At 31.1% G+C, this 25,934-nt stretch carries 24 protein-coding genes; 7 read left to right on the plus strand and 17 right to left on the minus strand.

The window, feature by feature from the left end:
* The first annotated feature begins 296 nt into the window (after nt 1-296).
* From ACQ3F0_RS07225 to ACQ3F0_RS07245, 5 genes are read left to right on the plus strand one after another with little or no spacing between them, the layout of a single operon-like run.
* Nucleotides 297-2,630 (plus strand): ABC transporter permease, encoded by a 2,334-nt coding sequence (locus ACQ3F0_RS07225; RefSeq protein ID WP_428864482.1) that lies wholly within the window; start codon nt 297-299, stop codon nt 2,628-2,630.
* Between the two features lie 12 nt (nt 2,631-2,642).
* Nucleotides 2,643-3,407, plus strand: a complete 765-nt coding sequence (locus ACQ3F0_RS07230; protein WP_428864483.1) for an ABC transporter ATP-binding protein — start codon at nt 2,643-2,645, stop codon at nt 3,405-3,407.
* Between the two features lie 14 nt (nt 3,408-3,421).
* On the plus strand, nt 3,422-4,105 hold the full coding sequence (locus ACQ3F0_RS07235) for a response regulator transcription factor (RefSeq protein ID WP_428864484.1): 684 nt from the start codon (nt 3,422-3,424) through the stop codon (nt 4,103-4,105).
* Nucleotides 4,102-5,358: a sensor histidine kinase gene (locus ACQ3F0_RS07240; protein ID WP_428864485.1), complete on the plus strand. Its 1,257-nt coding sequence runs from the start codon at nt 4,102-4,104 to the stop codon at nt 5,356-5,358. The genes ACQ3F0_RS07235 and ACQ3F0_RS07240 overlap by 4 nt, the downstream gene beginning before the upstream one ends.
* Nucleotides 5,359-5,376: 18 nt before the next feature.
* Nucleotides 5,377-6,627, plus strand: coding sequence for an MFS transporter (locus tag ACQ3F0_RS07245; RefSeq protein ID WP_428864486.1), 1,251 nt, complete (start codon nt 5,377-5,379; stop codon nt 6,625-6,627).
* Nucleotides 6,628-6,694: 67 nt separating this feature from the next.
* Here ACQ3F0_RS07245 and ACQ3F0_RS07250 read toward each other — a convergent pair whose 3' ends face one another.
* The 10 genes from ACQ3F0_RS07250 to ACQ3F0_RS07295 form a co-directional block, all read right to left on the minus strand.
* On the minus strand, nt 6,695-7,276 hold the full coding sequence (locus ACQ3F0_RS07250; protein ID WP_428864487.1) for a thiamine phosphate synthase: 582 nt from the start codon (nt 7,274-7,276) through the stop codon (nt 6,695-6,697).
* A 9-nt stretch (nt 7,277-7,285) separates the two neighbouring features.
* Nucleotides 7,286-8,440, minus strand: coding sequence for a 2-iminoacetate synthase ThiH (thiH, locus tag ACQ3F0_RS07255; protein ID WP_428864488.1), 1,155 nt, complete (start codon nt 8,438-8,440; stop codon nt 7,286-7,288).
* A gap of 2 nt (nt 8,441-8,442) precedes the next feature.
* On the minus strand, nt 8,443-9,210 hold the full coding sequence (locus ACQ3F0_RS07260) for a thiazole synthase (protein ID WP_428864489.1): 768 nt from the start codon (nt 9,208-9,210) through the stop codon (nt 8,443-8,445).
* Between the two features lie 41 nt (nt 9,211-9,251).
* A complete protein-coding gene (gene thiF, locus ACQ3F0_RS07265; RefSeq protein WP_428864490.1) occupies nt 9,252-9,923 on the minus strand; it encodes a sulfur carrier protein ThiS adenylyltransferase ThiF in 672 nt (223 codons plus the stop codon).
* 3 nt (nt 9,924-9,926) lie between these two features.
* The gene (gene thiS, locus ACQ3F0_RS07270; protein WP_428864491.1) at nt 9,927-10,121 is read right to left on the minus strand and encodes a sulfur carrier protein ThiS; all 195 of its coding nucleotides are present in this window, start codon (nt 10,119-10,121) and stop codon (nt 9,927-9,929) included.
* A gap of 195 nt (nt 10,122-10,316) precedes the next feature.
* The gene (locus ACQ3F0_RS07275; protein WP_428864492.1) at nt 10,317-10,958 is read right to left on the minus strand and encodes a helix-turn-helix transcriptional regulator; all 642 of its coding nucleotides are present in this window, start codon (nt 10,956-10,958) and stop codon (nt 10,317-10,319) included.
* Nucleotides 10,959-11,099: 141 nt separating this feature from the next.
* Entirely contained in the window at nt 11,100-11,663 is a 564-nt protein-coding gene (locus ACQ3F0_RS07280; protein WP_428864493.1) for an ROK family protein, read from the minus strand.
* A 57-nt stretch (nt 11,664-11,720) separates the two neighbouring features.
* Nucleotides 11,721-11,888: a hypothetical protein gene (locus ACQ3F0_RS07285; RefSeq protein WP_428864494.1), complete on the minus strand. Its 168-nt coding sequence runs from the start codon at nt 11,886-11,888 to the stop codon at nt 11,721-11,723.
* A 140-nt stretch (nt 11,889-12,028) separates the two neighbouring features.
* Nucleotides 12,029-12,211, minus strand: coding sequence for a DUF4867 family protein (locus ACQ3F0_RS07290; RefSeq protein ID WP_428864876.1), 183 nt, complete (start codon nt 12,209-12,211; stop codon nt 12,029-12,031).
* A complete protein-coding gene (locus ACQ3F0_RS07295; protein ID WP_428864495.1) occupies nt 12,204-13,103 on the minus strand; it encodes a DMT family transporter in 900 nt (299 codons plus the stop codon). The genes ACQ3F0_RS07290 and ACQ3F0_RS07295 overlap by 8 nt, the downstream gene beginning before the upstream one ends.
* 120 nt (nt 13,104-13,223) lie before the next feature.
* Between ACQ3F0_RS07295 and pdxR the strand changes: the two genes are divergently transcribed.
* Both pdxR and ACQ3F0_RS07305 read left to right on the plus strand, forming a co-directional pair.
* Nucleotides 13,224-14,612, plus strand: coding sequence for a MocR-like pyridoxine biosynthesis transcription factor PdxR (gene pdxR, locus ACQ3F0_RS07300; RefSeq protein WP_428864496.1), 1,389 nt, complete (start codon nt 13,224-13,226; stop codon nt 14,610-14,612).
* Nucleotides 14,613-15,147: 535 nt separating this feature from the next.
* The gene (locus tag ACQ3F0_RS07305; RefSeq protein ID WP_428864497.1) at nt 15,148-16,623 is read left to right on the plus strand and encodes a protein adenylyltransferase SelO; all 1,476 of its coding nucleotides are present in this window, start codon (nt 15,148-15,150) and stop codon (nt 16,621-16,623) included.
* 106 nt (nt 16,624-16,729) lie between these two features.
* Here the strand turns inward: ACQ3F0_RS07305 and ACQ3F0_RS07310 are convergent, their stop codons facing one another.
* The 7 genes from ACQ3F0_RS07310 to ACQ3F0_RS07340 form a co-directional block, all read right to left on the minus strand.
* Nucleotides 16,730-17,944 (minus strand): diaminopropionate ammonia-lyase, encoded by a 1,215-nt coding sequence (locus tag ACQ3F0_RS07310; protein ID WP_428864499.1) that lies wholly within the window; start codon nt 17,942-17,944, stop codon nt 16,730-16,732.
* A 24-nt stretch (nt 17,945-17,968) separates the two neighbouring features.
* Nucleotides 17,969-19,231: a M24 family metallopeptidase gene (locus ACQ3F0_RS07315; RefSeq protein ID WP_428864500.1), complete on the minus strand. Its 1,263-nt coding sequence runs from the start codon at nt 19,229-19,231 to the stop codon at nt 17,969-17,971.
* A gap of 189 nt (nt 19,232-19,420) precedes the next feature.
* Nucleotides 19,421-20,938 (minus strand): sodium-dependent transporter, encoded by a 1,518-nt coding sequence (locus ACQ3F0_RS07320; protein ID WP_428864501.1) that lies wholly within the window; start codon nt 20,936-20,938, stop codon nt 19,421-19,423.
* A gap of 122 nt (nt 20,939-21,060) precedes the next feature.
* Nucleotides 21,061-22,233, minus strand: coding sequence for a YgeY family selenium metabolism-linked hydrolase (locus ACQ3F0_RS07325; RefSeq protein ID WP_428864502.1), 1,173 nt, complete (start codon nt 22,231-22,233; stop codon nt 21,061-21,063).
* Between the two features lie 331 nt (nt 22,234-22,564).
* Nucleotides 22,565-24,304: a sigma-54 interaction domain-containing protein gene (locus tag ACQ3F0_RS07330; RefSeq protein ID WP_428864503.1), complete on the minus strand. Its 1,740-nt coding sequence runs from the start codon at nt 24,302-24,304 to the stop codon at nt 22,565-22,567.
* A 43-nt stretch (nt 24,305-24,347) separates the two neighbouring features.
* A complete protein-coding gene (locus ACQ3F0_RS07335) occupies nt 24,348-24,770 on the minus strand; it encodes a hypothetical protein (RefSeq protein WP_428864504.1) in 423 nt (140 codons plus the stop codon).
* Between the two features lie 82 nt (nt 24,771-24,852).
* Nucleotides 24,853-25,911, minus strand: coding sequence for a threonine aldolase family protein (locus ACQ3F0_RS07340; protein ID WP_428864505.1), 1,059 nt, complete (start codon nt 25,909-25,911; stop codon nt 24,853-24,855).
* Nucleotides 25,912-25,934 lie beyond the last annotated feature (23 nt).

Consider the following 25,934-nt stretch of genomic DNA (forward strand, 5'->3'; position numbering starts at 1 on the left):
AAAATACACTGAACCTTCCCCCTCGGGCATTTTATTCCAGTAGGTGCCTCTTGTAAAACAAGAGATGTAGCGCTTGGTCACAGCCTTTAATAATTTAAAGAGGAACCCTAGCTACCTAATCCCAGTTCAATTGAAACAATTATATTATTTAGTAATTTTAGCATATATATCTGGAAAAGTCTAATCTTAAGTCTTTATGAAGAACATAAAATAAAATGATAAATATTTCAAACTTTAGGATTTCTTAATATTTGCTATGCTATTATAAGTACAACAGATAATATTGAGGTGAAATTATGATATTTAAAATATTAAAAAAAGATATTACTCGTAAGAAAATTATTACAGTTGCTGTTTTTATATTTATTATGTTATCATCTATGCTTCTTGCAAGCGGAACGAATATGATTATTGATTTGACTAATTCGTTAGATTATTTATTTGAAAAAGCTGATGCACCGCATTTTGTCCAATATCACTCTGGAGAAATTGATGAAGAGGTTATTGATAAGTGGTCAAAAGACAATGAATTGGTGAAACAGTATCAAATAGACAAGATGATAAATATTGAGGGCTCTAAAATATATTTTGGAGATAGTGAAAAATCACAGGTTGATACAGTAATGGAAATGGGATTTGTTAAACAAAGTCAATCCTTCGACTTTTTGCTAAACCTTCAAAATGAAAAGATAGTTGTAAAAAAAGGTGAAATTGCTGTTCCTATATTTTTTATGGAAAAAGAAAATTTGAAGATAGGCGATAAAGTTGTTATAAAACATGGAAATAGAGAGTTTATTTTTATTATTAGTGATTTTATTAGAGATGCTCAAATGAATCCTTCTATCGTTAATTCTAAAAGATTTGTTGTAAATGAAACTGATTATAATAGTTTAAGCAATGGAGTTGGAGAGATTGAATATATTATTAGCTTCAAACTCAATAATATTGACAAAATTACAGAGTTTAGTAACCAATATAGTTTTTCAGATCTACCAAAAAAAGGTCCAGCAATCCAATATGAATTGCTAAAATTATTGAATAGTGTTACAGATGGTTTAATAGCAGCAGTTATTATATTAATTGCATTATTGATTAATATGATTGCATTATTATGTTTGAGATTTACCATTATTGCAACTATTGAAGAGGATTATAGAGAAATCGGAATAATGAAAGCTATTGGAATACGGCCGAAAGATATTAGGACAATTCATATAGCTAAATACTTTTTTATTGCTTCCTTAGCAAGCATTATTGGTTATATAATATCTATTTTCTTTAACAATATAGTTTCGAATAATATTTTACTTTATGTAGGTCTTGCTCCTAAAAATATAATTCAACGGTTATTACCGTTTTTTATGACTTTATTAATTTTTGTAGTCGTAATAGCATTTTGTAGCTTGGTTTTAAGGAAATTGAATAAAATTTCAGCTATTGAAGCTATACGATTAGGCAATACTGGTGTAACTTACAAAAATACAAATGGTTTAGCATTATATAAAAGTATAGGAATTTGTTCAAATGTTTTTATAGGTATTCGAGATGTATTTTTAAGATTTAAATTATATGCTCTTTTGTTTATTGTTTTTATAGTTTGTACCTTTATAATGATTGTACCAATTAACTTTTTCAATACTATTCAATCTCCTGGTTTTGTTTCCTATATGGGTATGGCTAGAAGTGATATTTTTATTGATCTAAGGCAATCAAGTAATACAGTAGAACGATATAATGAAATGATTCAGTATATAAAAAACGACCCCAATGTAGAAAGATATTCTCCACTTATAACATGCAAATATGAAATTTTAAACAATGAAGGTTATGAGGAAGGTATTGCGGTTCAAACTGGAGATTTTTCAATTCTATCTTTAGAGTATTTAGATGGAGTTTCTCCAATTTTAGATAATGAGATAGCACTGTCATATCTGCGTGCAAAAGAGCTTCAAAAAGAAGTTGGAGATACAGTAGAACTAAAAATTAATGATGAGTTTAGGACCATGATTATTAGTGGAATTTATCAAGATATAACTAATGGTGGACGCACTGCTAAAGCCAATATAGCTCCAAATCATAGTACAGCTTTATGGTACAATGTGTGTCTTGATGTAGATAGCAATATTTCTTTAAAAATCAAGGAATATGAAAAGATTTTTAATGATGCCAAAATTACTGATATAAAAGGATATTTTCAACAGACATTTGGAAATATCATCGATCAATTGTGGTTATTGTTAATTATAGCAATTAGTATCTCTATTCTAATAGCAATACTAATCACTTCATTGTTCATAAAAATGTTAATTACAAAAGATTCATCACAAATAGCCATCATGAGAAGTATTGGTATAGGATTAATAGATATTCAAAAACAATATATGACAAGATCCTTAATCATATTAAATGGTGGAATCATTTTAGGAACTGTAATTTCAAATACTTTTGGACAAAGCATTTTAAGTATAGTATTGTCTAATTTAGGTGCTTCAAGAATTCAGTTTATTATTAATCCAATCCAAGCATATGTTTTATGTCCATTGCTATTAATAGTGGTTGTAACTATCACAACATTTGCAAGTATTAGATCTATCAATAAGTTTAATATATCAGATATTAATGTAGAATAGTGGAGGTATAGAATGAATAATATTTTAGAAGTAAAGAATTTATGTAAAACTTATGTAGTAAATAAAAGACAAAATCATGTTCTTAAAAATATAAATTTGGAAATTAAAGAAAGGGAATTTGTGTCAATTATGGGTCCATCAGGCTCCGGAAAATCAACCCTTTTATATAATGTAAGTGGTATGGATAAGATGACCGCAGGAAGTGTAATTTTTGATAATGAAGAAATTTCTGATTTAGACGAAAAAGAACTTTCAAAATTACGTTTAAGAAAAATGGGTTTTGTATTTCAACAAATTAACCTATTAAAAAATCTTGGCATTATGGATAACATCATAGTGTCAGCATATATGGCACGTGATAGAAACAAAAAAGATATAAATAATCAAGCTATTGAATTGATGAAACGGACAGGAATTATCGAATTAGCAGATAATGAAATTACTCAAGCCTCAGGAGGCCAATTGCAAAGAGTCGCAATATGCAGAGCATTAATAAATAATCCTAAAATGATTTTTGGTGACGAGCCTACAGGTGCCTTAAATTCAAAATCTGCAGATGAAATTATGGAAATTTTTTACGATATAAATAATAGAGGTACTTCAATAATGTTGGTTACCCACGATGTTAAGGTTGCTGCAAAAACTGAACGTGTATTGTTTATGATTGATGGTAAAATTGAAGGAGAATACCAATTGGGTAAATTCATACCTAATAAGGATGATAACAAAAAAAGAGAGTTAGCGTTATCAAAGTGGTTATTTGATATGGGTTGGTAATAAGGAGGCATAGTATGAATCAAATCTTATTAGTGGAAGATGAGAAAGAACTAGCTAAAGTAACTAAAGACTATTTTAATAAAAAGGGCTATGAAATAAAAATTATTAATGATGGAAAAGAAGCTTTGAATTACTTGATGATTAATAAGGTAAAATTATTAGTATTAGATATTATGCTACCTGGTATTGATGGGCTTACTATTTGTGAGGAGGTTAGAAAAAAATCCAATATACCAATTATAATAATTAGTGCAAAGACTGGTGAGGATGCAAGAATTATTGGGATTGAACTAGGGGCAGATGATTATTTAGAAAAGCCTTATTCTATAAGAGAATTATTTGTACGTGTGAAGTCTCAACTTCGTCGCAGTTATGAATTGAATATTGAAACTGAAAAGCTTGTAGATGGTGCATTAACTATCGATACAATTGCAAGGAAAGCTTATATAAATGATAAACCATTGTCATTAGCCTTAAAAGAATTTGAATTATTAAAGATATTAGTTCAGAACAAAGGACGTGCAATGAGTAAAGAAAAACTTTTTAATATGGTATGGGGTGAAGAGAGTTTTAGCGAATTCTCTACCCTAACTGTTCATATAAACAAATTAAGAGAGAAGATAGAAAAGAACCCTAAAAAGCCTAAATCAATTGTCACAGTATGGGGAGTGGGTTACAGATTTGAGGGTATGATATGAAAAAATGGATTCGTATTCTTACATTAGTTTGGCTTATATCATTAGTAGCTATTAAATTTATTAATCCTAATCATGCTTATTACGACAAATCTTATAAAGTTACTATTAATAGGATTCATAGTCGGTTTACTAAAGATATTCAAAAAAATTTACTAATAATAAATTCTTTAAATACTGAGGAATCAATGGCAATCCAAAGCATTGAAATAGTTCAAAAAATTTCTAGTGATATAGAAGATATTTGGCAAAGTCCTGTTGTTTATATGCCAATTGAAGGCAGTAAATATATCGTAAAATACAGCATCTTTCCAATGAAATATAGACAAAATGAAGAGAAGGTAATTGTTGCGTTCATAATTACTCTTGCCTATCTCTTTATAATGACTTACTTATATATTTTGCACAGGAACATTATAAAACCTATGAAAAAACTTTCTAGAATTACAAAAGCCCTTGCAGCAGGTAACGTTGTTGAAAATAATTATTTATACAAAAATACTTACTTTAAAGATTTTATTTGGGGATTGGATATGTTAAAAGAGAAACTATCTTATGAACGTAATAAAAATGATGAGCTAGAAATGCAAAGAAAAACCTTAGTAGCAAGTTTATCTCATGATATAAAAACCCCTCTCTCCTCTATTAAAAATTATTCTATTGCTATGCTTGAAAATGTATATGAAACAGAAAATGAAAAGAATATGGCACTAAATATTATTTTAGAAAACACAGATGTGATAGATAGATTAACTAAAGAATTACTCCAGTGCTCAAGCCGTACTATGAAAGAAATTAATGTTCAATCAAAAGAGGTTTATTTAGAAGAAATTCATAAAAGATTAAATAAGCTTATTTATCATAAAATTGAGCTTCTTCATATGGAATATGTGGAACTTAATTTGGATAAGAACTTAATGGTTATAGCAGATATTGAACGACTACTAGAAGTATTTGAAAACTTATTGAATAACGCCTTAAAATATGGGGATTTAAAAACCTTAACAGTTAAATTTTCAACAGAAGAAAATTATTCACTTATTGAAATTTATAATAGTGGTAAGCTTATTCCAGACCCGGAAATAAAACATGTTTTCACAAGCTATTATAGAGGATCAAATACAGGAGATAAACCAGGTTATGGGCTAGGTTTATATATTTCAAAACAAATAATGAAATTAATGGATGGAGATATTTATATAAAAAATACTAATACGGGAGTTAGTGCTGTTGTTGTTATAAAACATGCTGGCTAGAAAGGAAAGGTAAACAACGTGGAATTAAAATTATTTAATAGAAATTTCATTATGGTTGTAATTGGACAGATGATTTCTATCTTTGGTAATGCAATTTTAAGATTTGCTCTGCCATTATATATACTAGATAAAACAGGATCTACTACAATTTTTGGAACTATACTTGCTGTATCTACTATTCCGACTATTTTATTTTCTCCTCTTGGAGGTATATTAGCAGATAGAGTGAACAAAAAAAATATGATGGTCATTTTAGATATGATAACTGCAGTTATTATTATTGTTTTTTGTTTACTACTTACTATAGGGCTTGAAGTTATTTTGATAGCTATACTAATGATAATATTTTCTCTTATACAATCTTTTTACCAACCGGTGGTGCAAGCCAGTATGCCAGCAATTACTGCAAAGGATAATTTGGAAAAAGCTAATGGAATTGTAAGCCTAGTTAATGCCTTATCAAATTTAATTGGTCCATTGCTTGCTGGAATTTTATATGGCTTATATGGTATATGGCCAATTATGATAACTAGTAGCATTTGCTTTTTTCTTGCTTCAATTATGGAGATGTTTATAAAGATGGCATTTGTAAAACAAACACGACATAATTCACCTTTAGATATGATTAAAGCTGATTTTAAAGAGAGTATTCATTTTATAGTTAAAGATAATCCAATTATGTTAAAAGTAATGATTATTATATCCTGTATAAATTTATTTTTAACCTCTATGATTTTAATTGGATTGCCCGCTATGATTAAAGTTAAACTAGGATTAAGCAGTCAATTATATGGATTTACTCAAGGTGCTATGGCAGCTGGCATGATTACTGGAGGCATACTTATTAGTATATTAGGTAAAAAAGTAAGTGCTAATTGTGCATATATATTTTTGTTCTTAGCCTCTTTGTCTTTGTTACCAATAGGTTTTGCTTTTAGCTTGTCCCTAGATGTAATGCTTACTTATATTATTATATCTCTAAGTTGCTTTTTAATGATGATAATTATTACTATGTTCAATATTACAATGATGTCATTCGCTCAAAGAGAAACTCCAAGTCACCTTATTGGTAAAATCATTTCATATATTCTTGTGTTGGCCCAATGCACCCTACCAATTGGGCAGGCTGCCTATGGATACATTTTTGAGGTAGGTATGAATTCTATTAGTACTATTATCTTTGTGACAGCATTTTTTAGTACTCTAGTAAGTGTATATTCTAGGGCTGTGTTCAAAGAATTATATATAAATGTAAGTGAATTTCAGTAATTCTCATTACTATTTACTTAAAAAAGCAAAAAAGATCGTGCAGTTTTTGCTGAACGGTCTTTTTTCTTTAGAAAAATCTATCTGTAAGTTTAGATGGATTTAGGCAAGTCATTGCTTCTGACATTATACATACCCCACTTGCCCCTGTATTTTTTATATCATCTATTTTATCATTAGTTATGCCACCTATAGCAAATACGGGAATTGATATAGATTCACAAATTTCTTTTAAGAATCCTAGTCCTCTAGGTGGAACTCCTTTTTTACAATCTGTTGTAAATATATGTCCAGCTATTACATATGATGCTCCCAATTCTTCTGCTTCCTTTGCTTCAATAATTGAGTGGACTGAAGCACCAACATTAACAAATTCATTTAGCTTATTCTTATGTTTTCTTAGGTTTGACATTGATAAGTGAATATTAGAAATCTTAAGTTTTAAGGCTACTTCAATGTTTTGATTGATAATAAGTGGTACACCATTTATTTGGGTGATTTCTTTTATTTTTAAGGCCAAATCTTCATATTCACTTATATTTAAATCTTTTTCTCTTAACATAATAGCATAAGGTTTAGCTTTAGATATTTCCTTTACTCTATTAAAAAAATCATCTTCACAAAGTTTTCGGTTAGTTACACAAATTAACATACTTTTCTCCTAAACATTAATATAATCTGTATAAACGGGCTGTAACCCTCTATCTAGAATCATTTGGTGTACTTCATCAACACTTCTAGGATCGGAAATTTCAAATTGTTCATCGCCTTTTCCTTCTTCGCTATGACCACCAACGCCCACTTTAACACCTGCTGAAATTTTTGTTGCTACCATTCCTACTACATTATTACGAAATCCCGCTCTCTCTCTTGTTGAAATTGTTATTCCAGCAAATGGCATAAACAATCGATAAGCAAGCATTACTTGTAATAGTTGCTTTTCGTGAACATCGTTTGGGTTATTATCTTTATTGTTGATGAAAGGTCTTAACCGTGGTGTTGAGAATGAGATTTCAGCGTGAGGATACTTCTGCTGTATAAAAAATGCATGTAAACCTGCTGCCAAGGCATCCTTTCGGAAATCGTCTAATCCTAAAAGTGCTCCAAAAGATACACCACGTAAGCCTCCTAATATAGCACGTTCTTGAGAATAAAAACGGTATGGGAAAACTCTTTTAGGACCAGATAAATGAACTGTTTCATACTTGTCACTATTATAAGTTTCTTGATAAACAGAAACAAAATCTGCACCACATTTATTTAAGTAAGTGTATTCTTCTGTGTTTAGCGGATAAATTTCAATTCCAATTGTAGAAAAATATTTTGTAGCTAGTTTAACTGCTTCTCCGATATATTCTACTCCAGAGGCATTACGTGATTCACCAGTCAAAATTAATATTTCTTTTAAACCTGTTGCTGCAATCTCTTTCATTTCTTTATCCATTTCCTCTAAAGAAAGTTTTCCACGGTGAATCTTATTTTTGCAATTAAAACCACAATAAGTGCAATGGTTTTCGCAGTAGTTAGAAATATATAATGGAGTAAACATAGTAATTGAATTACCAAATTGCTTTCTAGTTTTTAACTTAGCGATTCTTGCCATTTCTTCTAAATGTGGAAGAGCTGCTGGAGACAAGATAGCGGCATAATCCTCTATTGAAAGATAGTCTTTTGCCAGAGCTTTTTTTACATCATTACTGTTATAGTTTTTATAATCATATTTTTCTACTAGTTCTAATACCTTGTCCATAATTTCAGAATGAATAATATCCATATCATTTAAATATTCCATATGATTTGTTTTACTAGAATCCATAATTAATCCTCCAAAAATCCAGTCAAAGGACTAGATGCTTCTGCCACATTATTTAATACTCTTCCAAGTCCAGCAAGGTAAGCTGAACGTCCCGCTTCAACAGCATGTTTGAATGCTTTTGACATCATTGCAATATCATTTGCTGTTGCAATTGCTGTATTACACATAACAGCAGCAGCACCCATTTCCATTGCTTCACAGGCTTGAGATGGACGACCGATACCAGCATCTACAATAATAGGCAAATCTATTTCATCTATTAATATTTTTATAAAATCTTTTGTACAAAGACCTTTATTGCTACCAATAGGTGAGCCTAGAGGCATTATTGTTGCAGCACCAGCACTAACTAATGCTCTTGCTACATTTAAATCAGGATACATGTATGGCATAACCACAAAGCCTTCTTTTGCAAGTATTTCTGTAGCTTTTATTGTTTCGTAATTATCTGGAAATAAATATTTAGAATCTTTAATGACCTCAACTTTTACAAAATCTCCACATCCAATTTCTCTTGATAGTCGTGCTATTCTTACAGCTTCTTCTGCAGTCCTTGCACCAGAAGTGTTTGGCAATAATGTAATTCCTTTTGGTATAAAATCTAAAATATTTTCCTCTCCACCAACATTTGCACGACGTAATGCAAGGGTTATGATTTCTGTTTCTCCATTTTCAATAACTGCTTTTATCAAATCCAAAGAAAACTTACCTGAACCTAATATAAATCTTGATTTAAACTTATGTCCTTTAATTATCAAATTATCATTCATTTTACTCATCCTTTTTATGTATTTTAAAATTTGTTTAATTTCTATACTTCTTCTATTCCAAGTAATAATCGTAAGACCATATTTGCTTGATGGCCTGCACAAATTTGTACTCTTGGAGCCATTAGCCCTTGTCCAATTTTCGCTTCATTTTTCATATCTCCACACACATATAAACCTTTCATTGGTTTTGTGGTTTTGATTAAATTTGAACTACCATAGCCAGCCATACCAGATGCTGCTACAATTTTAGTACCAGTAAGTTCTTCTAATGCTACATTGACAAGCATTGATTTTGCCTCAGGATTATCAAAAGCCTCACAAATAATGTGATAACCATTAAGTAATGTACTAACATTCTCCTTAGTTACTTTTATATTATGAGTATACACATTAATAAAAGGGTTAATTTCTTCTATCTGTTTTTTTAGTGCTAATGTTTTTGGCATACCTATATGGCTAATGTTGTAGCATTGCCTATTTAAATTGCTCAGTTCAACAACATCAAAATCTACAAGAAGTAATTCTCCGACACCTATTCTTGCAAGCATAACTGCAATATTAGACCCAAGTCCACCTAGACCAGCAACGGCTACTTTACTTTTTTTTATTTTATTATGTACATTAGGAGTATGCCTTGCCATCATCATACTCTCAAGCTCATCCTCACTAGGCATAGAATCTTTAATCTCTTTTTCGTTCAAAGTTATTTTCATAAATCAACCGCCTCCCACAAAAGTAACAACTTCTATCGTGTCATCATAATTAAGCATAATACTTTTATACATTAATTTTGGAACAATTTCACCATTGCGTTCTACTGCAATTCTAGTAATGTCATAGTTTTGATCTTTTAAAAAATCATATAAACTTTTGCTTTCACCTAAGGTAATAATAGATCCATTTACTTTCATATTTTCACTCCTTTACCATTTTATTTAAATAAACAAAAAAAGCACAAAATGAATCTACACCCGCGGTGGTGTACCCCATTTTGTGCTTAGCACGTCAAAACAAAACTATATTAATGATATTCACTTTTGATAAAGCAATTGTACATTGTTTTATTATTCTTGTCAAGTATATCAGTAAATGCTCTAACATTTCTTCTAAAGCTTATTCTTTATCTCCACATAATTGTAAATAGAATACTTTGAAATACCAAAGAAATTTGCTATTCTATCGCCAGCCTTAGTAATTAAAAAAGCGCCAGCATCATTAAGAAACTCAATAGCTTGAATTTTTTCTTCTTTATTCATTAGTTGAACAGGCTTTCCTATTTTTTTTACAGACTCCTCTAATAAATCATCAAGCAATTGATTTACATTCTGTGGAATTTTACTTGCAGCTTGAACTCCATCTTTATGACTAATTAATGATTCTATACAATTGCTAGCTATAGTAAGTTCAGTAATATCATAGTTAATACTAAATATTCCTATAGGCTTGTCATCGTCATCACGAATGTATATAGTACTGGATTTTAAAATTTTACCATCTTGCGTCTTGGTTATATAGCTCAACTTATCTTCAACTCCGCTTGAAGCATGTTGCAACGCATCTAAAACAACACGAGAAGGTCCGTCACTGTTTGTTCTATGTGTAACATGTCCATTTTCGATAAAGATTATTGGGTAATCTACATAACCAGAAGATAAATCATGAATAACAACTTCGCAATTACGCCCAAATTGTGATGAAATACCTTTTGCCAATCTTTTCAAAAATTCTAAATTAGATATATCCCCCATAATAAACCTCTCTATTCTATATTTAATAAAAACTTATTTTAAGTTATTTATTTTCATCCCAAATTAATTATATCATAATTTCGAGAAAATTATAAAAACTATAAAAAAAAATGTCTCCGTTATAACATATTGGATTTTTACTTAGGTCTTACTTCCATAATATATATCATTGTTTATTATTACAGATGAACCAATTTCAGGGCCATATTTAATATAAATCACATTACTCATATCTTCCTGGGTGTTATAATCAATTTCTCTCAATGCCATGGTTCTAACATTATTATCAACAATAACTTCAAGATCTAAAGCGTCCTCTAGTATCTTTTTTACATTGACTTTCTCTTGCCCTAACCCATATGCATGTTTGCTTATACCTGCTGATGCATCAACTGTGCCGATAATTCCAACTCCAATAATATCTTGTTTAAAAATATTTGCTTTCCATAAAATACTCATGCACTCATTAGCAATTTTCATAAGCAATTCTTTGGGTTGCACACCTTTATCCGTTTCCATATTACTAAAAGATACAATTTCCCTATCTATATTTGAAACACCAATATTTATTGAAAATGCTTCTATATTTATTCCAATAACATATTTATAATTATAATCAATATCATTAAGAACTTTTTTTCTTCCTGACCTTGTATCCTCTTCTTCAAATTGACCAACTTCTTTAACAATACCTTCTTTAACCATTTCATTTACAATAATAGTTATTGCAACTGAAGTAAGTTGAAGAATTTTAGCAATGTCCTATCTAGAAAGTGCACCATTTTTTCTCAATGTATTTAGAATTAAGCTTCGGTTTCTAATCTTAACTGTTGTCATATGATATTTTTGTTTCAAATATGGCATTTTTGCAACTTCCCCAAAATGATCTTGAACTCCTACAGCTTTTACTAGAGTTAAACACCCTCCCATATGCCCTACTCCCAAAGTTCCTATTTCATCAACTATGAGTCGACGAATTTTAGACTTTTTTCAATTAGAAATTCCTGTTCTTGTTTATTCATACGTCTCCCCCTCATTTATTAAACCTTTTAATTAATTAAAGTCTAAAATCAATATATCATTATATTATCACCTACTATACCAACATATGCACCTTTATCAAAATAATAAGTATTACTTTGTATATCTTGAACCTTTCCAAGCAAAAGTATCAAGTCTGTTGTAGCTACATCAATTTCATTGCATTTATGATATTCAAGGCCAATTAAAGTAGAATTAGTATAATTATATATCTAGATTACCTTCGAAAATTATAAGACCGACCCCAGCTAAAATAAATATAAGTCCTGCCAATTGCATTTTAGTCATTGCTTCTCCAAGAAAAATAAAAACTAATGCAATTGCGCTCACAGGAATTAGACTGTTAAAAACGCCAGCTGTAGTTCCACTCACATGAGAAATTCCTCTAAACCATAAAACATATGCCATCACTGTTAATACCACGCCTGTATACAGCGTTAATATCCAGAAATTTAAATTCATCAAAAATGAGTATCCTTGCGTTAGTTCATATATGCTCAAAGGAAAGAATAAAAAAATTCCACAAATACAAATCATTAAACTTCTAGTTAAAGGTGAAATCTTAACAGAAGCTTTTTTACTAAAAATCACAAATGATGATTCACCTAATACAGCCATCAGAATCATAGCATTACCAAGAAGTCTCATGTTTCCTTCAGTAGATTCTTGAATTCCATTTAAATTAATAATAAGCACTCCAACAAAAGCACAAAGTAACGCTATTATTTCTCGTTTTCCCAATTTGTCTTTAAGAAATATAACTGATAATATAACTGTCGTCACAGGGGTTAAGCTCAAAATTACTCCTGCATCCATAGCCTTCGTCAATCCTACTCCATAAACAATAAAAATACGAAACAAAACTACTCCTGATAAAGTTTGAAGAAAAAAAATTATAAAATCCTTTCGTGTTGTATTTTTTAGTTCTTTTTTTATATTATCTTTTCCAATTAAAAAGAATAAAATTATGCTAGCAATAAACATACTGAATAACTGAATGCAATATATAGATTCGCCACCTGATATAATACGACTTACTACTAATGTGCTGCCAACAATTATCGATGCGCCAGTTAAGGATATCAACGCTTGAAATCTAGACATAAGAACACCTCCATAAAATTTAGTTTTAAGTTTAAAGTATGTTATAATTATAGTCTGATAATGTGGTTCTATTAAGTACCAATTTACACTGTTTTTTATAGTACCAATCGAGGTGATTATATGTATTTACAAATAGACCGTAATAGTTTTATACCAATGATTAAACAAATCTATACTCAATTAAAAGACATGATTTTAAAAGGTGATCTTGAATCAAATCACCGTCTTCCTTCATCAAGAAGGCTAGCTGAAACCTTACAAGTTTCTCGTAATGTTGTTATAGAAGCATATGAAATGTTAACTTCTGAAGGATACACCAAAAGTGTTCAAGGTTCCGGAATATATGTGAATGAGGCAATATCTATATCTCGTCCAACAATAAAAGGTCCCAAACTTAAACTCTCAGGAATGAAAGACTCAAACAATTGCATTAGTTTCAAATCAGGACTTCCTGCTTTAGATAAGTTCCCACGAAGTAAGTGGCTACAATGTTACCGGGAATCTATTTTTAATATACCTGATAAAGAACTGGGGTACGATCTTCCAAACGGCTATTTGCCTTTTCGAAAGACTCTATCAGAATATCTTTTTAGATCTCATGGTATCCGATGTCATGAAGATCAAATCATTATTACATCTGGAGCTGTTCAAGCGCTTTATCTAATATCTAAGTATTTTAGTCAATTATCTGGCTCTATACTTTTGGAAGAACCTACCGCAAAAGGCATTAGAAATATAGTTACATCAAATCATTCAAATGTAATTTATCACTCAATTAATCATAAAGGAATAGATGCATCTACACTTCCAAAAGAAATAGATTTAACATGTATTATAACAACGCCATCTCATCAATATCCTCTAGGAGGATCACTTTCTATTTCAAAACGAGTGGAGCTTATTCGATATGCCCGTGACAATAATTGCTATGTAGTTGAAGATGATTACGACAGTGAATATCGCTATGGTAATTCACCTGTTGAATCTTTATATGAACTGGATTCTGACCATGTTATTTACATAGGATCATTCAGCAAAATCTTATTGCCAAGTATTCGTATTGGTTATATGGTTTTACCTGTGAATCTTATTGAGCCAATTTATCAAATTAAAAGTTTGATTGACATTCATTGCCCAACTCTTAATCAAGCTACTATGGATAAATTTATTGCATATGGATACCTAGAACAACATATAGCAAAAACAAAAAAAATCTATAAGAAGCGTCGTTTGATATTAATTAACGCTTTAATAGATACATTCGGGAAAAATGTTACCATCTTAGGAAAGGAAACAGGTATACATCTAGTTGCTGAATTTAGTAATATTACTTTTACTAAGGAACTTATGAATAGAATAATGGACGCAGGTGTATATATTATGCCTGTTAGTTACCATGCCGTCATTCCTGAAAAGCATGATTCTCAACTTATTTTTGGATATGGAAATCTTACAGAAGATGATATATTGAAAGGTATTAATATTCTTTATAAGTGTGTTAAAAATTAGTGAAACAATTTTTCAGAGAACTCAATTTTGAGTTCTCTGAAGTTACAGCAAGCACTAAATACACAAATCCTAACTTTGTTATTAATAAATAGAAATTTTATTAATAAATTTACTTAAGAAAATCAATTGTTATGATTATAGTTAAGCCCCCAGTAGAACTCATGATAATTTCACTATATTTAGGAGTTTTTTTAATAATTCACAACTAAATCCTCAATTATATCTGATTTGTAATTAAATTTTTAATTCATCTAACAACTTATCATTGAAATATGCTGGGAATTTATTATTTTTTTGAACCTCTTAATTTTAACATTTTTTATAAAGATTACAAATAAAATATCTGTAGAAAAAATCTAAAGAAAAACAATTATTATTTACCCCAAAATCAGGAGTATATTTAAATGGACAAAAGTATATACTAAAAAAAACATTATTTTTGTGAAAAACTCCATAACTAAATAATATAATAAAATATTTAATACTATATAAAAATGATAGTATTATATTAAATAAAATTTGAGAAGGAGATATTATGAAAGATAGAAAAAGAGTGCTTGAACTAGGATGGAATTTCGATAATAGTTATGCTCGCCTCCCTAAACCGTTATTTAGTACTATTAATCTAAATCCTGTATCTTCACCAAAGTTAATCATTCTCAATGACCCTTTAGCATCATCTTTAGGTTTAAATGTTCAAGCTTTGAAAAGTAATGATGGCGTAGCAGTATTTAGTGGTAATGAACTTCCTGAAGAATCTTTACCTATCGCTCAAGCTTATGCAGGACATCAATTCGGATATTTTACTATGCTAGGAGATGGAAGAGCCTTGCTCATTGGTGAACAAATCACTCCTCAAAACAGACGTTTTGATATTCAACTAAAAGGGTCTGGTAGAACCCCTTATTCACGAAGAGGTGATGGTCGTGCATCACTTGGACCAATGTTACGAGAATATATCATCAGTGAAGCTATGCATGGACTTGGTATTCCTACTACCCGGAGTCTAGCAGTAGTGACAACAGGTGAGTCAATAATTCGTGAAACTCTTCTACCTGGTGCAATTCTAACCCGTGTAGCTGATAGTCATTTACGAGTGGGTACTTTTGAATATGCTTCACATTGGGGCACTATTGACGAACTTCAAGTCCTTGCTGATTACACATTGCAAAGACACTTTCCTGAAGTTAAAAGTGATGAGGATAAATATCTTCTCTTACTAAAAGAAGTGATTAAACGTCAGGCAAGTCTCATTGCTAAATGGCAGCTGGTTGGTTTTATTCATGGCGTAATGAATACTGATAACATGACAATTAGTGGAGAAACTATTGATTATGGTCCCTGCGCTTTCATGGATAAATACGATCCCACAACAGTATTCAGTTCCATCGATACTCATGGCCGCTATGCATATGGCAATCAACCCCCAATTGGTGCATGGAATCTAGCAAGATTTGCTGAAACCTTATTGCCACTACTCCATGATAACCAGGATCAGGCTATGATACTTGCTGAAGATGCAGTATCACATTTTACTGAGTTGTATCGTTGTAATTTTATCAATGGAATGAGAGTAAAACTAGGATTATTTAATGAAGAGTCTCAAGATGAGGTCCTTATTGAAGGGCTCCTCAGTATAATGAAAAAATATAATGCTGACTATACTAATACCTTCCGAGCACTAACTTTTGATAATCTTGAGAATTTTGGTGTATTTGGTACTACGGAATTTAGTAATTGGTACGAAATGTGGCAAGTGCGACTAGGTAGACAACAGGAATCAAAGGACTCCTGTCTCCAGTTAATGAGAAAAAGTAATCCTGGAGTAATCCCTAGAAATCACAGAGTAGAAGAAGCATTAGAAGCAGCGGTGAAAAACGGTGATTATAGCGTGATGGAACGACTTCTAGCTGTTCTTTCTAACCCTTATGCTCATACTCCAGAACAAGCTAAATATACCACACCACCTCCACAGTCAGATCGTCCTTATCAAACTTTTTGTGGTACTTAATATAAAATTTTTGTAAAGTTTAATTTACGGTCAAATAATAAGATAACTCCAGTTGAATGTATTTTCAACCGGAGTTATCTTATATAAAAAACAAAAACTATTTCTATTATAGAACTGTACTTAACGCACCATTCCATACAATATCTTCGTAAACTCCTGGATCTGTATCACCTTCAGTACTGATAACTAAAATTACACTGTTTTCATCAATGCCCATTTTATTCTGTATGTCTTTGTATTCTGCTGATTGACAAATCATTGATAGTAATCCAAGTCCTAAGGCTCCTGATTCTCCAGAAATTATTCTTTGATCATTTTCTATAGGGCTTGAAAGAATCCTCATCCCTCTTGCTGTTATTACATCTGAACAACTTGCATATCCTTCAACAATAGTTCGTAAATATTCCCATGCAACTATGTTAGCTTCACCAACTGATAATCCTGCCATAACTGTTTTTAGCTCTCCAGGAACTATGCTGTATTTACCATTAATTACAGAATCATAATAGCAAGCAGCATTTTCAGGTTCTGCTAGACACATATATGGCTTGCTGTTTTTTAAAGCATTCGCATAGTATCCCATAATACCAAATGCAAAAGATCCAGCTCCTGCTTGAAGAATAATATGTGTTGGTTGTTTTGTACCATCTTCATTCATTTGCTTTAAAGTTTCATCTGCGATAATAGTGTAACCTTCAGAAATAAGATTCGTAACCTTTGTATAACCTTCCCACGCTTGATCTTGAACGTGTATCCAGTCATTTTCAGCGGCTTTTTCAATAACAACGCGTAGGGTTTCGTCATAGTTGCCGTCTGTAACTGTTACATTTGCTCCTAAATTTTCGATAGCTTTCACTCGTGCATCAGTAGTGTTTTTAGGCATATAAATATTACATTCACAGCCAAGTTTACTTAATATCCATGCAAGCCCTTTACCATGATTCCCGTCAGTAGCAGCAACAAACACAAGCTCTTGAATTTTACTATTTAACTTTGGCTCCATCAAATCATCAAAGCTAATTTTTTCAATATCTAAATCAAACTTTTCGCATATCAAGCGTGCCACACCGTAGAATACACCAACACCTTTGAAAGCATTTAACCCCATACGTTTTGATTCATCTTTTACATAAATTTTACTAACTCCAAATCGTTTTGCAAGACAATTAAGACTCACCAATGGAGTAGGTTTATAATCTTCTTGTGTCTGTACAAATCTTAGAGCTTTTTCAGCATTTTCTTTAGTTAAAAAATCACAAAAATTGTAATCCCCTAACTTCACATCTATAAATTTGCAACTATTCGCATTGTTTGTATTCATAAGATCCTCCTGTCAATTTATATGCTAAATTTTTATGATATCCCAAGGAGTCTGCCCTGCGATTATAGCTTTATCCTCATAAAATACAAGTGTATCAATTACCCAAAAACCTGTTTCAAAATTAACCGCTGTTCCCGGAACAAATCTCATATCTTTTTTATCCATATCAGAATCATATACAGTTGTACCGCCACAACAATCGCCAGGCCATAAAATTCCCATATCGTAACCACCAAGCCAGAATTGCTTACCCCAAATACCTAACTCTTGATAAAATTCTCTTAGCTCACCAGTAAAGTCATTTATCAACATATTAGGTTTCAAAATACTTGTAACTTTTTCTCTAATGATTGGGTGGTATTGCTGTGCAATTTTACAGAAATCAAGCATACCATCTTTGTACTTATTATAATCTGGATCACCAATTGTAAAAATACGACTCAAATCTGCAGAATATCTTTGATGCGAACCAAAAAGATCAACGATTACAGCATCACCTTTTTCGAGTTTTTCATGGGATGGAAAATTATGTCCTCTAGCAGCTCTTGAACCACCATGAATAAAGGAAACACCTTCTTTTTCTCCACCTGCACATGCCATTTTATAATTAGCGTAGGCAAATAATTCATTTTCTGTAACTCCTGGCTTAAGGTATTCTCTTACTGCCTCCATGCCAACATCTATTATATGTGCTGATTTTACAATGTAGTCTAATTCTGCTTTTGATTTAACTTGTCTTACACTATCTACAAGGTCTGAAGCATTAAATGTTTCACAGCTAACCTTTGCAAAACTATCTTTTATCATTTTACCGATATGGAAGCCATGTTTTTCTGTTTCTATGCCGACTTTACTAGTAAGCAAACCGGATTCTTTCAGATTTCCAACGATAGAATCAATAAGTTGACCTCCATGAGGTATAGTACCTGCATTACCGTTAATTCCATAAGTAGGTCTACCTGCATGAGTAAAGATTCTTATATCTCTTGAAATAGTATCTTCACGTACATCAGCTTCTTCACCTGCTACATCAAAGAAAATAAAATCTTCTTTATCAACATGTATTGCGATACTTGCCGGAACATAGTAATTCCATTGTTTTTTGGAATTTACACGATACCAGCAGAGCTTATATCCCGAAAAATAATATAAGCTTTCTGGTGAAGTTAAATAAAGTGTTTCTACTCCATTAGCTCTCATAATTGCTTTTGCCTTTTTCAATCTATTGTCGTATTCTTCGATTGAAAATGGAACATTTCTTTCTGTTCCGTTAACCATAACTTTCATAATAAGCCTCCTGTATAGTCTATATTAGTTTTAAAATTAAAATTTATTCATCACCATTATATTTACTCTTAGTCATTTTCCAAATAATTAAACCCATTACTCCCCAGTTAATTGCCATTATAAGTATCATAGATATAGTACCATTCACTGTCATATTATTAATCCTCTCCTTAAGTTTATAATTATACTTTACAAAAGATTATCCGGAATATCAGGGTAACCGTTATCCTCAAAATATTTTATCTTGATGCTGTCAGCCATTTTATTATTAAACAACTTCAATATAATAAACCACAAACCTAATTGAAATACTACTGTACCAACACTGTAAACACTGAAGGGATTCCACCAACCGCTAGGGTCTGCCTTAACTGCATCTATAATATACCAAGACATCATTACAAAAACTAATATTGGTGAAGTATATTTTACGCCATAATTAAAATATTTACCGATAGTGATATCTCTTGTTGGTATATTGAGATATTTTTGACGGAATTTTTCCACGCCAAATTTATATACAATAAAGCATGTAATTAATGATCCAATTAATATTGCTATACCACAAACCCAGTCTTGATTTCCTAGGAAGTTAATACTCCATGCAGAAGGTAAGCCTAAAGCTAGTGTAATAACTGTAGCAACTATAACAGATTTTTTCTTTGACCATCCAAAATCCATTAAAGCTTGAATTGGTCCTATTAACATAGAAATACATGATGACAATGCTGCTGCGTAAAGTGCAAAGAAGAAAAGAGCAAGTAATACTGCACCACCAGGAATTTTTGAAGCAATTTCAATCATTGATATAAAAGTTAACCCATAGTTTCCTGAAGCACAAATTTCTAAAGCTGCTTCTGTAGTTGGAACACTAGCAAATAGTGCAGGAAGAACCATACATCCAGCTAAAAGTGCGATACTATTATCACCAAAACCTTGTGCTGTTTGTGTTAATGCAACGTCTTGTTTTTTAGGAGAATAGATAGCATATGTAAGTATGAATCCCCACCCAGGACCTACTGACCATGCAGCTTGTGACAAAGCAGCAAGCCATGTTTCAGATTTTGCATAATAACTTGGATCAATTGAAAACAATCTATTTAATCCTGACATACCGCCAGGAAGCATAATACATTTAATAGCAAGAAATGCTAATATTATTACGATTGTAGGGAGAAGGATTTTATTTGCTCTTTCAATACCCTTGCTCACACCTCTGTAAATAACAACTGCAGTTATAATTACGCTAAATGCAAAGAATATAACTGTGTATATATTACCATTTGAAACACTTTCAAACATCGCTGCCGAGTCACTTCCAATAAGCTGTCCACTAATTGCCTTAATAAAATAGAATAATACCCAACCCATAATTGCACAATAATATGCTGTTATTGCAGTTAGTGAGAAAACAAGCCAACCACCCATCCAAGTAAATTTTTTGCTAACAAAATCTTTAAATGCTCCAGGTGGAGCGTGTCTTGTAGCTCGTCCCAATACTACTTCTGAAATTGTCGCAGGTAAGCATAAAAGAACTAAAAATAATGTCCATAATAATACGAATGCGCCACCTCCGTGAAGTGCTGCCATACGTGGAAAACGCCATACATTTCCAAGCCCAGCACTACCAGCTATCATACTTACGATAAGCCCATAGCGTGAAGTAAATCCTTTAGGTTTATTAAGTGTTTTTTTTGTGCTCTTCATAATAATCTCCTTTTCATGTAAGATTTATTTACAGTATTGCTAATTTAATCGTTTTCTCAACAATTAAATTAGATTAGAACAATTAATTTAGAACCGTTAAAGTAGCTAATGTCACTTACTTTTTAAACCAACCTTTCTATACATCCAGTATATATTGCACAAGCTTCTATAATATCATCCACCTTGCAATTTTCATCTCTCATATGACAATATTTAATTTCACCAGGACCTATTCCTATGGTCGGTATTTTTCTAGCGGTAGATGCAAAACCATTAGTACTGAAATTCCATTTAAAAAATTCAGGTTTTTTACCTGTTTGCTCTAAATATGCCTCTGCCATTGCCTTAGGTAAAGGATGATTCTCCGCCGTACTCCATGCTTCCATAAAACTATTCATTCTAACATCTTTTCCTGTAAAACTTTTTCCTTTGGCAACATAAACATTCCAATCAGAATTGAGACCTTCAACAAGCAAATCCATCTCAGTTCCTAGAACATCGTATGTTTCCCCTATAGTTAATCTTCTGTCTAAATAAATAGTACATTCATCTGGCACAGCATTAAGGGAAACTGAAGAACTTTCTATTTTGCTTAGTGCAACTGAGCCATGCTCTCCACTTTTCTTATATAATTTTCTATTTACTTCTTTTACTCTTGAGATTACTTCATTCATTATGTATACTGCATTTTCACCATTTTCCGGAGCACTTCCATGACACGAAACTCCATGTGTATGAACTTCAAAAAGAGCTCTACCTCTATGACCAATAGCAATTTTATTTTCACTAGGCTCGCAAATCACAACGTAGTCAAGTTTCAAATTAAGTTCATCTATAATGCCACCAAGTGCGTTACCATCAAAGTCTTCTTCCATAACAGAAGCACTTACATAAATGGTTCTTCCTTTATCAAAACCCAACTTCTTTGCCAAATACCCTGCATACACACTTGAAGCGATTGCGCTTTTCATATCAACAGTGCCACGACCATAGATTCTCCCGTCAGCAATCTCTCCACCAAAGGGTGGATATGTCCAATTTTCTTCGTCATTCACTTCTACTGTATCCATATGTGAATCAAACAATATCTTTATTGGACCACTTCCCATTACTCCTACAACATCGCCAAGTTCAGTTTCAATAACTCTGTCATATCCAAGCTCAATCATCTTTTTCTTTACACATTCTGCAATTTCTTTTTCTGCTCCTGTAAAGCTTTTAATTCTTATAAGTTGTTGTAAAAAACTAAGCATCTCATCTTTGATTTTTAGGCATTCATTTTGTATTTCTGCCATTATTTTTTTCACCTCCCTATTATTTCTTGATATTTTAATAAGCAAAATTTATGCCAACGTTAACGTTTTCAAAAAAATATATATAATTCTACGTTTTATAAAAAATTTTTAGAATTATATACTATTAACCGATTAATATATAAACTTTTATACCATCAAATATACCATCAAATAATGAAACTAAGCTTAATATCAACAATATGTAATTATATGGTTATTATTAAAAGAAAACAAATTGTCAAAATGATAATTCGTTTCCCAAAATGACAAATGCCATAATCCCCTTTATTCTTAGTGTCTTTTCCTAGAACATAAACAAATACAATTCTCATTATGACAATTTATATTGAGCCATTTTTCTGTATAAAGTTGAAAGTCCTATTCCAAGTTCTTCTGCAATTTTCTTTTTTGATTCTGTAGAATTTCCATATAAATCTAAAGCTTTTGAAATTTCTCTTTTTTCCAATTCGTTTAATGGAATAACTCCACTTGTGGTTTTAGGAATGTTTTCAATACTTGCTATATACTTAGGGAGATGTTGAATATTTATCAAAAGTTCATTCTCTGACATCGCAACCATATACTCAACAACATTTTGAAGTTCTCGAACATTACCTGGCCAGCTATAGCTTTTTAAAATTCCCATAACCGATTCGTCTATTTCTGGTAACTGCTTATCGAAATTTTTAGAATATTTTTCAAGAAAATATCTGGTTAAAATTTCTATATCTACCCTTCTTCGCCGTAATGGTTCAATTTCTATTGGAATTACATTTAAACGATAATATAAATCCTTTCTGAAAGTACCATTTTCAACCATATCCTTTAGGTTTTTGTTCGTTGCTGCAATCACTCTAACATCTACAGAAATTTCCGTGTTAGATCCAACTCTCGTAATTTTTTTCTCTTGAAGAACTCTTAGAAGCTTAGCTTGCAAAAACAAGGGCAAATCTCCCATTTCATCCAAAAATAGAGTTCCCTTATCAGCATATTCAAATTTACCCATTTGACCTGAAGAATTAGCTCCTGTAAAACTTCCTTTTGCATAACCAAATAACTCGCTTTCCATAAGTGCTTCAGGAATTGTTGCACAATTTATAGCAACAAATCTCTTATTTTTTCTATTACTTCTTTCCCATAAAGCTTTTGCAACAACTTCTTTACCCACTCCGCTTTCACCTACTATCAAAATAGTTGAGGAAACATCGGCTAAACGCTCAATTTTGGACTTAATATCAATTATATTTTTTGATGCTCCTAAAATTAAATCTCTATTAAGACTAAACATCATTTTTGAAAGGGCATTTATCTTTTGCTTAACCATGGATTTTTCATTAAACATAATTATATGATTAAGTTCATCAATATTTCTATTAACAAATTCCTCACCAACAAGAGTATATTTTCTATCTTCTACATAACAGGAGTATTCAAAATAGTTCTCTGCTTTAATATCATTATTTTCAATCTTGAAACTTTTGGGTAAGCTATCCTTAAGCGAAAGCTGTTCTTTAGCAGAGTTATTTGCATAAACAAGCTTTTTTGATGTATTTAAAATCAAAATTCCTTGATCTATACTATCTGTTATTCTGTAAAGGAGCTTATTTATTTCATGAAATCTATCACTTTGAAGCCGTTCCGTAACCTGTAAGCCTATAAAATATGCAATATGTTCTATAAAATCAAGATATGCATGAAGGTTTTTGACAATTATATCTCTTTGTTCATTTGTAGTACCAAGTAAACCAATAACTCCAATAGCCTCCTTATTTGCAATAATAGGCATTGATATTTCAAAGGTTTCAGGACAGTTATTATATTGTGGACAATTTTTACATATAGGACTTGTACCAGGATTTTGAATTACTATTTTTTCTTTATTCAAAATTACTTGAGAATAAACATAGCTATCATTATCCATCTTTTCGCCTACTCTTGAACGAAACAACCCTGTCCCCGCAACACGTATCATATTTTTTGACATAACCTCAACATCGATACCAAGTATATTTGAAACTACATCTGTATATCTTTGTACTGTGGACTGTATTTTCAACAATATATCATCCATATAAACACCCCTACATGATATTATTTTAAAATAAATCTTTTCACTAAAGATTCAAATTTTTAATTTTTATCTTAGGTTTCTGAAAAGCCACTTCTTTTTTTATATCATAATTATCTCTATCTATTGTGATTCTATAAATATAAGGACACCCTTCTTCTATCCACTTTTTCATATACTTTGCATTAGCATCTGTATCGGTATAATATTTCTCATCATAACAATCAGAAAATTCCAGATAAGACATTATACTTTTTTTACATATTGTTAAATCTTTTTTATCTATATTATTACATATTGGGATAAAAAATCTCAAAGGTACTATATAATCAAACTGTGATTTTTCTTTAATTACTTTTGAGTCCATAAGTACTCTCTTGAACATAAAGTTTTTTTTATCAATATCATCAATTTTTAATTTAAAGATTATTTTCCCCCTTTTGTTTTTCTCTAATCTAACTTTAATCATGTGTTCACCATCTTATTTTATTTTAATATTTATTGTTTTATTTTATCAATTTTCATTTTTTTATTTTACTAATTATTAGATTTTATATATCTGAAAATATCTGTTTTAGTAAATCCTTTGGAATTTTCGAAAAATCCTCGCCTATTGATATTTCAAATTTTGATGTTGTTTCATTTATTTCTATAATATGATTAGTTATTGAAACATCAAAATCATCAAAGACTTTTGCAATGATTTTTTCTAATTCATCACGACTTTTTTCCACATATACATGAAACATATTAGTCATTGGTATTTTAGGTAAAGTATAAGCAAAGGATAAATCATTAAAATACTTTGCTAATTCCTTAGCCTTCAAATAAAACTCTTGCATTTTATCTTTTCTTTTTTCATAAAAATAATCAGCTGTAATGATGTAAGGATACAAACTTATTAAATCACCACCATGTCTACGTTTCCAAATTTTAGCTTTGTCTATAAACTCTTTTTCTCCAGCTAAAATGGCTCCAGCAATAGCGCCAATTCCTTTATAAAATGAAATATATACACTATCAAAACATGCTGAAATTTCACTAGGTGATTTCTGATAAAATGGGAGTGCTTCAAATAAACGTGCACCATCAAGATGCAAATGTATCCCCTTTAACCTTGCATATTTAACAATTGATTGTAGCTCTTCAAAGGTTGGCAAACTTCCTCCAATTTCCCGTTGAGGTAATTCAATAAGCAATGTACTTATTTCTTCTTTAATTGACATTAAATCCTCTAAAGTAAATAAGCGATTAGACTCACCTATGAGAATCGTTTCTAAATGATGCATTGTTTTTACTGCATCTTGCTCATGAATTTCTAAATGTGATAGTGGGTGATAAGCGATTTTATTACAGTTTTTTTCATCAGCGTAAATTCTAAGAGCGATTTGTTGTGCCATAGTTCCACTAGGCATAAATACAGCAGCCTCTTTTCCAAGAATTTTCGCAAATTTTTTCTCAAATTTTTCAATTATTTCTCCATTACCATAAGTATCTGCTAATTCGCATTCTGATATGTGCTGGAATGCCTCTTTTAAAATATTAATATTTCTAGGACCGCTTCCTTGAAATCTGTATTTTGCTTTTTTATGCTGCTCAATTAATTTCATATTTTACCCCCATAGAAAATTTT

It is taken from the genome of Clostridium sediminicola, from assembly GCF_050402865.1.
Taxonomy (GTDB): domain Bacteria; phylum Bacillota; class Clostridia; order Clostridiales; family Clostridiaceae; genus Clostridium_AF; species Clostridium_AF sediminicola.

Coding starts and splice junctions, on each gene's coding strand:
- ACQ3F0_RS07325 (WP_428864502.1), bottom strand. CDS start 22,233: ATGGCAGAAATACAAAATGAATGCCTAAAAATCAAAGATGAGATGCTT.
- ACQ3F0_RS07285 (WP_428864494.1), bottom strand. CDS start 11,888: ATGGGAGGGTGTTTAACTCTAGTAAAAGCTGTAGGAGTTCAAGATCAT.
- ACQ3F0_RS07310 (WP_428864499.1), bottom strand. CDS start 17,944: ATGAATACAAACAATGCGAATAGTTGCAAATTTATAGATGTGAAGTTA.
- thiF (WP_428864490.1), bottom strand. CDS start 9,923: ATGAAAATAACTTTGAACGAAAAAGAGATTAAAGATTCTATGCCTAGT.
- thiS (WP_428864491.1), bottom strand. CDS start 10,121: ATGAAAGTAAATGGATCTATTATTACCTTAGGTGAAAGCAAAAGTTTA.
- ACQ3F0_RS07330 (WP_428864503.1), bottom strand. CDS start 24,304: ATGGATGATATATTGTTGAAAATACAGTCCACAGTACAAAGATATACA.
- ACQ3F0_RS07295 (WP_428864495.1), bottom strand. CDS start 13,103: ATGTCTAGATTTCAAGCGTTGATATCCTTAACTGGCGCATCGATAATT.
- ACQ3F0_RS07280 (WP_428864493.1), bottom strand. CDS start 11,663: ATGGTTAAAGAAGGTATTGTTAAAGAAGTTGGTCAATTTGAAGAAGAG.
- ACQ3F0_RS07335 (WP_428864504.1), bottom strand. CDS start 24,770: ATGATTAAAGTTAGATTAGAGAAAAACAAAAGGGGGAAAATAATCTTT.
- ACQ3F0_RS07240 (WP_428864485.1), top strand. CDS start 4,102: ATGAAAAAATGGATTCGTATTCTTACATTAGTTTGGCTTATATCATTA.
- ACQ3F0_RS07315 (WP_428864500.1), bottom strand. CDS start 19,231: ATGAAAGTTATGGTTAACGGAACAGAAAGAAATGTTCCATTTTCAATC.
- ACQ3F0_RS07320 (WP_428864501.1), bottom strand. CDS start 20,938: ATGAAGAGCACAAAAAAAACACTTAATAAACCTAAAGGATTTACTTCA.
- ACQ3F0_RS07275 (WP_428864492.1), bottom strand. CDS start 10,958: ATGGGGGATATATCTAATTTAGAATTTTTGAAAAGATTGGCAAAAGGT.
- pdxR (WP_428864496.1), top strand. CDS start 13,224: ATGTATTTACAAATAGACCGTAATAGTTTTATACCAATGATTAAACAA.
- ACQ3F0_RS07225 (WP_428864482.1), top strand. CDS start 297: ATGATATTTAAAATATTAAAAAAAGATATTACTCGTAAGAAAATTATT.
- ACQ3F0_RS07250 (WP_428864487.1), bottom strand. CDS start 7,276: ATGTTAATTTGTGTAACTAACCGAAAACTTTGTGAAGATGATTTTTTT.
- ACQ3F0_RS07235 (WP_428864484.1), top strand. CDS start 3,422: ATGAATCAAATCTTATTAGTGGAAGATGAGAAAGAACTAGCTAAAGTA.
- ACQ3F0_RS07230 (WP_428864483.1), top strand. CDS start 2,643: ATGAATAATATTTTAGAAGTAAAGAATTTATGTAAAACTTATGTAGTA.
- thiH (WP_428864488.1), bottom strand. CDS start 8,440: ATGGATTCTAGTAAAACAAATCATATGGAATATTTAAATGATATGGAT.
- ACQ3F0_RS07340 (WP_428864505.1), bottom strand. CDS start 25,911: ATGAAATTAATTGAGCAGCATAAAAAAGCAAAATACAGATTTCAAGGA.
- ACQ3F0_RS07260 (WP_428864489.1), bottom strand. CDS start 9,210: ATGAATGATAATTTGATAATTAAAGGACATAAGTTTAAATCAAGATTT.
- ACQ3F0_RS07305 (WP_428864497.1), top strand. CDS start 15,148: ATGAAAGATAGAAAAAGAGTGCTTGAACTAGGATGGAATTTCGATAAT.